At 54.6% G+C, this 12,601-nt stretch carries 12 protein-coding genes; 1 reads left to right on the top strand and 11 read right to left on the bottom strand.

What is annotated here, in order from left to right:
- Positions 1-122: 122 nt before the first annotated feature.
- On the top strand, positions 123-878 hold the full coding sequence (elyC, locus tag JK232_RS12820) for an envelope biogenesis factor ElyC (protein ID WP_072925752.1): 756 nt from the start codon (positions 123-125) through the stop codon (positions 876-878).
- A 14-nt stretch (positions 879-892) separates the two neighbouring features.
- On the opposite strand, the gene JK232_RS12815 is transcribed toward elyC, so the two are convergent.
- The 11 genes from JK232_RS12815 to rpsA form a co-directional block, all read right to left on the bottom strand.
- Positions 893-1,786, bottom strand: coding sequence for a YcbJ family phosphotransferase (locus JK232_RS12815; RefSeq protein WP_212589289.1), 894 nt, complete (start codon positions 1,784-1,786; stop codon positions 893-895).
- Positions 1,787-1,974: 188 nt separating this feature from the next.
- Positions 1,975-2,724 carry a 3-deoxy-manno-octulosonate cytidylyltransferase gene (gene kdsB, locus JK232_RS12810; protein ID WP_072925757.1) on the bottom strand — a complete coding sequence of 250 codons (750 nt, stop codon included), beginning with the start codon at positions 2,722-2,724 and terminating at the stop codon, positions 1,975-1,977.
- Positions 2,721-2,903 (bottom strand): Trm112 family protein, encoded by a 183-nt coding sequence (locus JK232_RS12805; RefSeq protein ID WP_072925774.1) that lies wholly within the window; start codon positions 2,901-2,903, stop codon positions 2,721-2,723. Before JK232_RS12805 ends, kdsB begins: the two co-directional genes overlap by 4 nt.
- Positions 2,904-2,971: 68 nt before the next feature.
- Positions 2,972-4,222 (bottom strand): winged helix-turn-helix domain-containing protein, encoded by a 1,251-nt coding sequence (locus JK232_RS12800; RefSeq protein WP_101827922.1) that lies wholly within the window; start codon positions 4,220-4,222, stop codon positions 2,972-2,974.
- A gap of 90 nt (positions 4,223-4,312) precedes the next feature.
- On the bottom strand, positions 4,313-4,528 hold the full coding sequence (locus JK232_RS12795; protein WP_072925779.1) for a cold-shock protein: 216 nt from the start codon (positions 4,526-4,528) through the stop codon (positions 4,313-4,315).
- A 212-nt stretch (positions 4,529-4,740) separates the two neighbouring features.
- Complete coding sequence (gene cspE / locus JK232_RS12790) at positions 4,741-4,950, bottom strand: transcription antiterminator/RNA stability regulator CspE (RefSeq protein ID WP_072925782.1); 210 nt, start codon at positions 4,948-4,950, stop codon at positions 4,741-4,743.
- A gap of 323 nt (positions 4,951-5,273) precedes the next feature.
- Positions 5,274-6,266, bottom strand: a complete 993-nt coding sequence (gene lpxK / locus JK232_RS12785; RefSeq protein WP_072925786.1) for a tetraacyldisaccharide 4'-kinase — start codon at positions 6,264-6,266, stop codon at positions 5,274-5,276.
- Positions 6,263-8,011, bottom strand: coding sequence for a lipid A ABC transporter ATP-binding protein/permease MsbA (msbA, locus tag JK232_RS12780; protein ID WP_072925788.1), 1,749 nt, complete (start codon positions 8,009-8,011; stop codon positions 6,263-6,265). Before msbA ends, lpxK begins: the two co-directional genes overlap by 4 nt.
- 36 nt (positions 8,012-8,047) lie before the next feature.
- Positions 8,048-10,324, bottom strand: a complete 2,277-nt coding sequence (locus JK232_RS12775) for a ComEC family protein (RefSeq protein ID WP_338086314.1) — start codon at positions 10,322-10,324, stop codon at positions 8,048-8,050.
- A gap of 234 nt (positions 10,325-10,558) precedes the next feature.
- On the bottom strand, positions 10,559-10,843 hold the full coding sequence (ihfB, locus tag JK232_RS12770; protein WP_072925795.1) for an integration host factor subunit beta: 285 nt from the start codon (positions 10,841-10,843) through the stop codon (positions 10,559-10,561).
- A gap of 60 nt (positions 10,844-10,903) precedes the next feature.
- On the bottom strand, positions 10,904-12,577 hold the full coding sequence (gene rpsA, locus JK232_RS12765) for a 30S ribosomal protein S1 (protein WP_072925799.1): 1,674 nt from the start codon (positions 12,575-12,577) through the stop codon (positions 10,904-10,906).
- Positions 12,578-12,601: the final 24 nt, after the last annotated feature.

Here is a 12,601-nt window from a genome sequence, read left to right as displayed (position 1 = left end):
GGCTCCGTAACGGCTGGGGAATTTCGAACCTGCTATTTTGGCACAGGCTGACGTAGAATAAATCTTATTGCCGCGCAAACTTGCCTGGATGTCGTTTTTTCACCCAAAAGGATCGGTTTTTCATGCTTTTTGACCTGAAAAAGTTGCTGGGCGGTCTGATGATGCCGCTCTCTTTTCTGTTGCTGATGATGGGCGTGGCGCTGATTCTGCTGTGGTTTACCCGCTGGCAGCGGAGTGGAAAAGTGTTGTTTTCACTGGCCTGGCTGGTTTTGCTGTTATTAAGCCTGCAACCGGTGGCTGACCGGCTGCTGCGGCCCCTGGAAAATAGCTACCCTACCTACCAGGGTCAGCAGCCGGTGACCTATATTGTGGTGCTGGGCGGCGGCTACACTTTCAACCCGGCATGGGCACCCAGTTCCAACCTGATCGGCAACAGTTTACCGCGCGTTAATGAAGGGATACGCCAATACTTGCGCCATCCGGGGGCAAAGCTGGTGTTTACCGGCGCAGCGGCCCCGACCAACCCGGTAAGCAGTGCCGCCACCGCCGCCCGGGTGGCCGAAAGCCTGGGGGTGCCGGCAGCCGATATTGTGCTGCTGGACACGCCGCGTGATACCGAGCAGGAAGCAGCACAGGTTGCCGGGCTGGTCGGCCAACAGCCTTTCCTGTTGGTGACCTCGGCTAACCATCTGCCGCGGGCGCTGGTGTTTTTCCGCGCCAGGGGGTTGCAGCCGGTTCCGGTTCCGGCCAACCAGCTTGCGATCACCTCGCCGCTTAACTGGTGGGAGCAGGCGATTCCGCAGGCGATGTACCTGTCGCACAGCGAACGGGTCTGGTATGAGGGCCTCGGCCGCGTGTGGCAGTGGCTGAAAAGCTGACGGCCCCCGGTTTGTCAGTCCAGCCACGGCAACAGCTGGCGGGCAGCGTGGGAAAAATGGGCATGATCCAGGCGGCCGGTGTGCAGCAGGCGCGCGACCGCTTCCCACAGCACATACAGCCAGCGCCGCGCGACAAAGGCTTCTGAAACCGGCGCCCGTTGCAGGTAGGCAAAGAGCAGCTCGCCGGACATCCCCTCTTCACACAGGCGGAACAGGTCATATTCCCGTGGTGCCCAGAGCATAATGCCGGGGTTAACCATCGCCAGCAGCTGATCGCTGCGCGGGTCTTTCATCATGCTGCGTAAGGTCAGATTACCGTGAACCAGCACCGCATTATCATCAAAGCCCTGAAACAGGCGCGGCAGCGCGGCGCGCAAACGATAGAGCAGTTCACGATCCACATGCGTCAGCACCGGGGCCTGCACATGGCTGAGGGTCGACCACAGCACTTCTACCCGCTGCTGATACCAGTTACGCCAATTGTTTTCCTGGGTGCTGTCCACCGTTCCGACACACCGGTGGCTGTCTACGCGGTGCCAGGCCAGCAACCCCTCCACAATCTGATCTTTCAGCGTTTCCCAGCGTTGTGGGTTACGTGTTGGCACCTCAACCGGCACACCGCGCAGGCGCTCTATCAGTAACACTTCTTTATAAGGCGGCATCTGCGTCGGCATCAGCCCATAGACGGCCGGCATCCTGACGTCCCCTTCGTGAGTCAGGACAGAGAGTTTATACGCTTCCTGCCGGGCAATGCCGGCGGTCAGAAATCCCTTGGCCAGCAGCGGCACGGCATGGCCCTGCGCATCGTAGAGGCTGAACAGATGGGCATAAGGCTGCTCGCTGATACGCTCAATGCGTGACAGCGGCTCCCCCAGTACCTGACTGAGTTCGGTTTTAAGCTGATCCATGAGGCAGTGATCTCCATTGGTTGAATCAATCCATGATGGAAGTATCACCAGGCTAATTCTTCAATGTAGATCAAGATTGGCGGGATTAACCACACGGCAGCCGAAAGCCGGTAAAGGAGACAAACAAAAAAGGCAGGGAAAAGCAGCAGAGGCTGACAGGCCGGGCAAAATGCCCGGCCGCACAGGGGTCAGCCGGCAAAGGCCGCGCGGACGCGTGCCAGATCCTCAGCGGTATCAACGCCCACGGTCGGCACCGCATGGGCGACGTCGACATGGATTTTCTCGCCGTACCACAACACCCGCAGTTGCTCGAGCAATTCAATATTCTCCAGCGTACTCGGTGCCCAGGTCACATAACGGCGGATAAAACCGGCACGATAGGCATAAATCCCGATATGGCGCAGATAGTGCTCGCCAATGTGCTCGCGCGACTGCGCAAACTTATCGCGATCCCAGGGGATGGTGGCCCGTGAGAAATAGAGCGCAAAGCCCTGGGCATCACGGACGACTTTAACCGCATTCGGGTTAAACGCCTCTTCTGCCGACTCAATCGGCACCGCCAGGGTCGCCATGCCTGCGGCACACCCTGCCAGGTTTTGTGCAACCTGACGGATGATGACCGGTGGGATCATCGGCTCATCACCCTGGACATTCACAATGATATCGTCATCAGAAAAACCATAACGATCAATCACTTCAGCCAGACGTTCAGTGCCGGACTGGTGATCGGCACGGGTCAGGCAGACTTCCCCGCCCGCTGCTTCTACCGCGGCCACAACATCAGGATGATCGGTCGCGACAATGACCCGGTCAGCGCCGGACTCACGCGCACGCTCCATCACATGAACGACCATAGGTTTGCCGTGAATATCGGCCAGCGGTTTGCCGGGCAGCCGGCTGGAGCCGAAACGGGCGGGAATAATGGCAATAAAACTCATGGGTGTGTCTCGTCAGCCGGCAGCGCACGCGCTTCATTTTCCAGCAATACCGGAATACCTTCCCGGACCGGATAAGCCAGGCTATCCGCTTTGCATACCAGTTCTTGTTTTTCTTTGTTGAAATAGAGTTTGCCGTTGCAGACCGGGCACGCCACGATTTCCAATAAACGATGATCCATAATCCCTCCACGCTGGAGATGTGGTTAAAAGCTCAGGGGGCAAAGAATACCATAACCGGCAGAGAGGGTTAATCATCGTCCTGCAAGAATGCGGGCCGGGTTCCACATACCCACCCCTGCTGCCAGTGCGGCTGTAACGCCTCCGGCACCCCGCCAATACGCACCTGCGTGGCCCCATGCCATTGCGCACAGCGGGTGATGGCCTGGGTCAGATCGCGGATGCGCTGCGGCCCCAGCCGCACGCCTGGCTCCAGGTAAAACTGTTTAATCTCGAAGACCTGCGCTTTGCGATGCATTTTGGCATCGGTGCGGCCAATCAGCTCACCGCGCTGCAATACCGGCAACACAAAATAGCCATAGCGCCGTTTCTCCTGCGGCGTATAACACTCGAGACGGTAATCAAACCCAAACAGTTCCAGGGCGCGTTTGCGGTGCCAGACCACCGGATCAAACGGCGACAGCAGCGTGGTCACGCTCGGGCGCAAACGCGTTTCCTGCCGGCAAAGCGGTTGCAGGCTGTGGTGCAGGTAAAATGGCTCGCTGAACCCTGCCACACTCACCGGCACAATTTCCCCCTCATCCAGCAGCGAGGCAATACTCTCGTTGAGCGGCACGTGCTTTAGCCGGTAATAATCCGGCAACCAGTCCGGCTTAAAAATACCCAGGCTGCGGGCGCTGCGGCGTAACATCTCCCGGCGGGCCTCCGCTTCACTCAGGGTGCTGGTTTCATCACACCAACCGGGCCTGACCCGTGACGTCAGATCATACACCCGGTGAAAGTTGCGTCGTTCCGCCACCATGACCTGCCCCAGAGTAAAGAGGGTTTCCAGATGGCGTTTTTCCGGTTTCCAATCCCACCAGCCCGTGCCGCGGCCCTGCACACGGGTAAAATCCGCCGAGCGCACCGGGCCATGCTGTTCAATGTACTGCAACAGTTGCGTCATGGCCGCCTGATGTTCCTGGTGCCAGGCCGCATTGTATTTCCAGCCCATTTTATCGGGGGCCAGCATCCGGTGGCGCAGCAGGCGGAAATCGTCGGCAGGGATAAAGCAGGCCTCATGTGCCCAGTACTCAAACAGCTCACGCTGTGCCAGTGCCTCATCAAGCCAGGATGCAGGATAAGCGCCTAATCGGCTGAAAAGCACCAGATAGGGACTGCGCGCCACCACACTGATGGTGTCGATTTGCAGAAGGCCCATCGCCCGGATAGCGTCCAGCAGATGATGCCGCTGTGGCGGTGAAGCAAGGGGGTGCAATAACTGCTGCGCAGTGAGGTGTAGCGCGCGGGCGGTAGGCAGAGAGAGTGTAAAGCCTGGCATAACGATATCCATTCTTCGTGTAATAACACGGTATTGGATATCGATAGCACACTTTACGCAGCAGGTAAAATCAGGGGAAAACGCGTTGAATCAATGGAAGGCAATAACATCCGCAGCGGATAAACCGTGATTGACGCTGTGGTAACAGGTAAATTCAACCTGCTGTCCTTCCAGGAGAGATTTATTTTTAGTATTGGCAATCGACATACGGCTGACATAAAGATCGCTGCCGCCGTCATTCGGAGAAATAAAGCCATACCCTTTTGCCTGGTTGTACCATTTCACACGGCCTGTTTTTAACATCATATTTTATTTTCCTTAATTTTTGTGAGCATCCTCAGCACGCCTTAGTGGCACCGGATGCTGTTGCTCAATTGTGTCTTCAATAAATAAAACCTTTTTTGAGCTTTTAAAAAACCCGCAGTAGTGCGGGTCTAGAATTGATCAGTTTATGATGAAGGGGAATCAGCACTAGTCTGAATTTACCCGGCTATTCATCATGACTGGGGGTGTCACGCTTAAAGCGCGATAACGTTGGCTGCAGCCGGACCGCGTGGGCTGTCCTGGATGGTGTATTCAACACGCTGGCCTTCAGCCAGGGTTTTGAAACCTTCCGATGCAATAGCAGAGAAGTGAACGAACACATCTTTACCGCCATCCTGCTGCTCAATAAAACCAAAACCTTTGCTTTCATTGAACCACTTAACTTGACCCATTTTCTTGGACATCAGAATTACCTTTTAATTTTTAAATAATTTGCCCTACGGCATACACGGACTGTTTGACAGAAATATTACTGATGGGGGACAACAAGAGGGTTCATCTTTGAAAGCGGAATCGGATGACAACGTTTTGGGAGGAACTGCTGAACTTTAGCTTAACTCTGTAGTAGGTCACACATACTCATAAATAGGTCTGCATCACAGGCAGGCGGCTATTTACTCATAAAGCCCGATTGATAGCAAGTTTTTCCACACTAACAATCGGGTATTTCTGTAAAGTTGTGTCTTTCTGCGCTTAAGTGGCTATTATTGCTCGATAAATAATAACGCTATTTTTTACCGGATGAGGTTGCGGCTAATCCTGACAACAGTGTTAATAATTTTTCTGCCTGCGCGGCAGGAATATCGGCATTCACCGGCAGGTACCACCAGTTTTCCTGCGCAAACGCCCGGCATTTGACTGCGTCTTTCTCCGTCATCAATAAAAGCTCATCGCCGGTAGTCAGGGCAGCCAGTTGCTCAGGCTGGTAGTTCTGGTGGTCAGCAAACGCCACACAGTGATGCGGCCGGACGCCCAACGCCTCCAGCGTGGCGAAAAAGCGCGGCGGATGGCCGATGCCGGCCACAGCAACCACGCTCTTTAACTGCTCCGGCGAACGATGCTCCCCGGTAAGCAGATTGACGGCGTGCCCGGCCTGTAACGTCATGGCAATTTCACCGGACGCAGGCTGGCCGCCGTTGGTGATGACGGCATCCACGTGCTTAAGGCGGCCGGCACGCTCACGCATCGGCCCGGCCGGCAACCACCAGCCATTTCCGAAACGGCGCACACCGTCCACCACCACAATCTCCGCGTCACGTTGCAGGGCGTAATGCTGCAGGCCATCATCCGTGACAATAATATCCACCGGTTCAGAAAGCAGCGCCTGAACCGCATCACGGCGTACCGGTGCCACCGCAACCGGCGCACCGGTGCGCTGGAAAATCAGCACCGGTTCATCCCCGGCTTGCCGGGTAGAGGTTTCAGGCGTTACCCGCAGCGGGTACTGTTCCGCTTTGCCGCCATACCCGCGGGAAACCACCCCTACCCGCAGGCCACGCTGCTGGAGTTGCTCCACCAGCCAGATCACCACCGGCGTTTTACCATTGCCTCCGGCGGTGAGGTTTCCCACCACCACCACCGGCACCGGCGCCCGCCAGCTTTTACGCCAGCCCCACTGGTAACTCAGGCGAATCAGTGAGGACACGGCTCCGTAAAGCCAGGACAGCGGTAATAACAGCAGATACAGCGGTGACCGACCGGCCCAGATCTTTTCTATCATTGGCCAAACTGCATCCGGTAGAGTTGCGCATACGCCCCACCCTGTGCCAACAACGTCGGGTGATTGCCGCGTTCAACGATACGCCCCTCTTCCACCACCAGGATCTCATCTGCGCTCTCAATGGTAGAAAGGCGGTGGGCAATCACCAGCGATGTGCGGTTCTTCTGCAATTCATCCAGGGCTTTCTGAATTGCCCGCTCAGACTCGGTGTCCAGTGCCGAGGTCGCCTCATCCAGGATCAGTACCGGTGAATCACGCAGCAATGCGCGGGCAATGGCAATACGCTGGCGTTGCCCACCCGACAGCAGCACCCCGTTCTCCCCGATAACGGTATCCAGGCCATTGTCCATTTTGCTGATGAAATCCATCGCATAGGCCATGTTCGCCGCTTTCTCAATCTGCTCACGCGAGTACAGGTTCTGGCTGGCATAGGCAATATTATTGGCAATGGTGTCGTTAAACAGGTGTACGTTTTGCGACACCAGCGCGACCTGCCGACGCAGTGAAGACAGGGTATATTCACGCAGATCATGACCATCCATCAGAATTTCGCCCTGCTGGATATCATAGAAACGGGTCAGCAAGTTGGCGATGGTCGATTTACCGGAACCTGAACGCCCGACCAGGGCAACTGTTTTACCGGCCGGAATGTGCAGGTTGATATCACGCAGTGCCGGCGTGTCTTTGCCTGGATAACTGAACGTTACATGGCGGAATTCAATCTCTCCCACAGCACGGGTGACTTCACGGGTACCTTCGTCCTTCTCCTGATCCATGTCCAGAATGGAGAACAAAGTCTGGCAAGCGGCCATACCGCGCTGGAACTGAGCATTCACGTTAGTCAGGGATTTAAGCGGGCGCATCAGGGCGATCATGGAAGAGAAGACCACGGTAATAGTACCGGCCGTCAGGGTCTCCATCACACTCGGGAAGCTCGCTGCATAGAGGACAAATGCCAACGCCAGTGAGGCAATCAGCTGAATAATCGGGTCAGAGATGGAAGAGGCAGAGACCATTTTCATGCCCTGCTGACGCATACGGTTACTGACCTGATTAAAACGCTCTGTTTCAACCTGCTGGCCGCCGAAGATCAGCACCTCTTTGTGGCCTTTCAGCATCTGCTCTGCGCTGGTCGTCACCTGCCCCATCGTATTCTGCATATTTTTACTGATATTACGGAAACGCTTGGAGACCAGGCGGATAGCCACAGAGACAACCGGCGCAATCACAATCAGGATGAGCGACAACTGCCAGCTGTAATAGAACATCATGATAAACAGACCGATAATCGACGCGCCTTCACGCACAACAGTAATCAGTGCACTCGATGAGGAGGAAGCGACCTGTTCTGAGTCATAAGTAATGCGTGACAGCAGGGTACCGGTGGATTGCTGGTCAAAAAAGGAGACCGGCATGCCCATCATGTGGCTGAAAAGGCGGCGACGCATCTGCATTACCACTTTACCGGAAACCCATGAGATACAATAGCTTGAAACAAAGCTGGTGATACCCCGGACTAACATTAATCCAATCACTGCCAGCGGCATCCACAGTAAGATTGAGTTATCCGCTTTGCCGAAGCCGTCATCCAATAAGGGTTTCAGCAACGACAGCATAAACGTATCACTGGCAGCATTAAGAATCAGTGCAATGGCCGCCGCAATCAGGCCTGTTTTAAACGGTGTGATCATCGGCCAGAGGCGACGAAAGGTCTGCCAGGTGGAGAGATCTTTATCATTCATCATGCAATTAACCAGCTTCGTAAGTAATAGCGGCTCATTCTACTCATTATCCCCCTGTACGCCAAACCGCTGGTGATACCATCGGGGCAGAATTTGTTCACGGAAGCCCTTTATTTGCCAGCGATCGTGTGAAAAAAGTACGCTTATCTGCCCTGTCCGGGCTGTCTCCCACCATCCGATACGGTTTTTCTGATAGCGCAGCCTGACCTTTTTAGCGGGCAGGCGCCAGGCATTGAACCGGGAAGCAGAAACAATCGCAGCGTCAGGATTAACCGCCCGCAAAAACGGTGCAATGGAGGAGGTGTTACTGCCGTGATGAGGCACCTGAAGCAAAACAGACGCCAGCGCTGGCCGCTGCTCTCTGAGCAGGGCCTGTTCCGCCTCCCGTTCGATATCGCCGGTCAACAGGATCTGATGGTACCCATCGTTGACGGCCACCACGCAGGACTGATTATTGCCCGCCTGTCCGGCCAGCGTTTTGGGCCACAGGGCACGAAACATTAACCCCCGCCACTGCCAGGTTTCGCCTTGCCGACAGGGCAAACTGGGCAGTCCCTGCTGGGAAGAGCGGATTCTGGCCTGCGGAAAAGCCGCCTGTAAGGTCGCCAGCCCACCTTGATGATCTAAATGGCTATGGCTGATGATGATCTCTTCCAGCTCAACATTGCGCCAGCGTAAGAATGGCAGAATTGTTCGTTGTGCACTGTCTCCCCCTTCCCAACGGTTGCCGGTATCAAAAAGTACGCCCTTCCCCTGTTTTTCAATCAACACCGCCAGGCCATGTCCGACATCAATCATATCCAGCCGCCATGTTTCAGCTGGCTGTTCCATCATATAGACCGCGATTAATAAGAGCGTCGCCAGGCCTATCGCCATATGATTCCGCACGCTTCCCAGACGCCAGGCGATGACGGCTAACCACCCTGCACCACTCCAGAACAGAGCTCGCCTGTCCAGAAAAAACCAGCCAGTTTGCAGAGAAGATAAAGGCATCAGCGCCCAACCCAGCAGGAGGTCTGCCAGAGTCCAGAGGTGCCCGGCTGGCCAGAGCCAGAATGAAACCGATAATGACAGCAACACCAAAGGGACAACCAGGCAGGACACCCAGGGCACCGCCCATAGGTTTGCTGCCAGTGATGCGGCGTTAAACCCGCCAAAGATGCCGGCCTGAAGGGGGATCAGTAAGATGAACATGCTGAATTGCAGATGGAACCAGCGCACCCCTACGCCACGCCAGCCGGTTGCATAGCGGTGCGGCAACGGGCACCAGTGATACCAGAATAGGAGTGCGCTCACCGCAAAACATGAGAGCCAGAAACTGTCGGAAAGCACCAGCAACGGGTCAAACAGCAGCATCAGAGCCATACACCATAGCCCAACCTGCCAGCTGCTGCACCTGACAGAAAATAGCCGCAGGGCCAGCCATACCCCCAGCGCAAGCCCGCTTCTTACGGCGGGTGGGTTCGCCCCCGATAACCCAACATACAGCAGCGCAACCAGGCCGCTCAGTATTAGTGGGAAACTATAGCCTATCCATTTTACCGGCAGAAAAAATTGTATTGCCCGCGCCAGCCACCAGCCAAACAGGGCGGCGACAGCAATGTGTAACCCAGAGATGGCCATTAAATGCGCCACACCGGTTTGTTGCAGCAATCGCCGGGTTTCTGTATCAAGGAAACGGCTTTCCCCGAAAGCCAGCGCCAACAAAATGGCATGATGCCGGTTCTTCGGCATATGGCGCTGGATATAGCTGATAAATTGCTGGCGATAGCTGCATTCGGTCACCACCGGTATCGCATTAAGGACTTTTCCCTCTAAAGGCCGGTGATTAGCGATTGCCCAGCGTTGGCTGTCAAACCCACCTTCATTCAACTGACTGTGTACCGGCCGTAATGCCATGTTTAACTGCCAACGCTGCCCGGCGCATCGTGCAGTTTCTGCCTGAGGCCAGAATGCGGTGACCGTCACCGGCGGGAATAGCCATTTCCCTTCAGCCTTTTGTATCCTGATGGTTGTCCGGTCATTTTGCTGATCAGGCAGGGTAATGGCTGTTACTACGCCTTCAATATCCACATGACGCCGGGAAAGCGCTTCTATCTGCGTTAAGGCAGCGAGGGCATGTATCAGCGCCCATGCCATTGCCAGCAGTACTATCGCCAGCCATGCGGTTGCCGTCACCCGGTAAAAACGCCATAAACCTGCCGCTATGATCAGCAGCAATGCACCAGCCCAGGATGACGGCAATTCCGGCAAGCACATCAATGGCAAGGTGCCAATGACCCATGCTGAGGCAAGATGAGATAGAGAGAGTTTAATCGCGACGCCCGCCCGTAAAAAATTGTTCAGGCAAGCAGTGTGCAGCGGAGTGAAAAGCGGCGGTAAACAGAGAAAAAAGGATTACGAGGCAGGTGCGAAAGAAAGTGCAGTGTTGCAGAAAAGAGCAGACAGAGTGGAATCCGTCTCCCAATCCGGCTGTTTTACTCATAAAAAAACGGTGCCGTCAGGCACCGTTTTATCATCTCTAAGGCAATAACACTATGCCTTGCTATATCAGGCATAAATGTTCGCGCGATCGCGTAGCTCTTTACCCGGTTTAAAGTGAGGAACATATTTGCCGTCCAACTCAACTTTATCGCCGGTTTTTGGGTTACGCCCAACGCGCGGAGCACGGTAGTGAAGTGAAAAACTGCCGAATCCACGAATTTCAATGCGTTCACCTTCAGCCAGCGTACCGGCCATATGTTCAAGCATTTCTTTCACCGCATCTTCAACGGCTTTCGCCGGAATATGAGATTGCTGGCCAGCAAGTCTTTCAATGAGTTCAGACTTGGTCATAGTTCCTCCAAGCTTTGCAGCTAAACTACCGTTTCGGGGCGGCAGGGCCGCCCCCCGTCATTACTCGCCTTTAGCCGCTTTGAAAGCTTCAGCCATAGCGTTAGAGAAGTTACCTTCTTCTGGTTTGTTGTTCACAGAAGCGATGGCATCTTTCTCGTCAGCTTCGTCCTTAGCACGAACGGACAGGCTTACAACGCGGTTCTTACGGTCAACACCGGTGAATTTAGCTTCAACGTCGTCGCCAACATTCAGAACCAGGGTTGCATCTTCAACGCGGTCGCGAGAAGCTTCAGATGCACGCAGGTAGCCTTCTACGCCGCCTGCTAATTCAACTGTAGCACCTTTAGCGTCAACTGCAGTGACTTTACCGGTAACAATAGTACCTTTCTTGTTCATAGACAGGTAGTTATTGAACGGGTCTTCAGCCAGCTGTTTCACGCCCAGGGAGATACGCTCGCGCTCTGCGTCAACTTGCAGAACAACAGCAGCGATTTCGTCGCCTTTCTTGTATTCACGTACTGCTTCTTCGCCTGCAACGTTCCAGGAGATGTCAGACAGGTGAACCAGGCCGTCGATGCCGCCGTCCAGGCCGATGAAGATACCGAAGTCAGTGATAGACTTGATTTTACCTTCAACGCGGTCGCCCTTGTTGTGGGTCTCAGCGAACTGCTGCCACGGGTTGGATTTGCACTGCTTCAGGCCCAGGGAGATACGACGACGTTCTTCGTCGATGTCCAGAACCATAACTTCCACAACGTCGCCAACGTTAACAACTTTGGACGGGTGGATGTTTTTGTTGGTCCAATCCATTTCGGAAACGTGTACCAGACCTTCAACGCCTTCTTCGATTTCTACGAAGCAGCCGTAATCAGTCAGGTTGGTAACACGACCGGTCAGCTTGGTGCCTTCCGGGTAACGTTTAGCGATAGCAACCCACGGATCTTCGCCCAGTTGCTTCAGGCCCAGAGAAACACGGGTACGCTCGCGGTCGAACTTCAGCACTTTAACAGTGATTTCGTCGCCAACGTTCACGATTTCGCTCGGATGCTTAACGCGTTTCCATGCCATATCAGTGATATGCAGCAGGCCGTCAACGCCACCCAGATCAACGAATGCACCGTAGTCAGTGAGGTTCTTAACGATACCTTTAACTTCCATGCCTTCCTGCAGGTTTTCCAGCAGTTGATCGCGCTCAGCGCTGTTCTCGGATTCGATCACGGCACGACGGGAAACAACAACGTTGTTGCGTTTCTGGTCCAGCTTGATGACTTTGAACTCAAGTTCTTTGCCTTCAAGGTGCAGGGTGTCGCGTACCGGACGCACGTCAACCAGGGAACCTGGCAGGAACGCACGGATGCCGTTCAGCTCAACAGTGAAGCCACCTTTAACTTTGCCGTTGATAACACCGGTAACAGTTTCAGCGTCTTCGTAAGCTTTTTCCAGCGTGATCCAAGCTTCATGACGTTTAGCTTTCTCACGGGACAGCAGGGTTTCACCGAAGCCGTCTTCAACTGCATCCAGAGCAACGTCAACTTCGTCACCCACCTGGATTTCCAGTTCACCCTGGGCGTTCTTGAACTGTTCTGCCGGAATAGCAGACTCAGATTTCAGACCGGCATCAACCAGAACGATATCTTTGTCAATGGCAACAACAACACCACGAACGATGGAACCCGGGCGGGTTTCGATGGTTTTTAAGGATTCTTCAAATAGTTGAGCAAAAGATTCTGTCATATTGATAATCTTCAGGATTCTTCA

It is taken from the genome of Nissabacter archeti, assembly GCF_018257325.1.
GTDB lineage: Bacteria > Pseudomonadota > Gammaproteobacteria > Enterobacterales > Enterobacteriaceae > Chimaeribacter > Chimaeribacter arupi.
The sequence above is the reverse complement of the archived record's forward strand: the minus strand, read 5'-3'. Positions and strand labels throughout refer to the sequence as shown.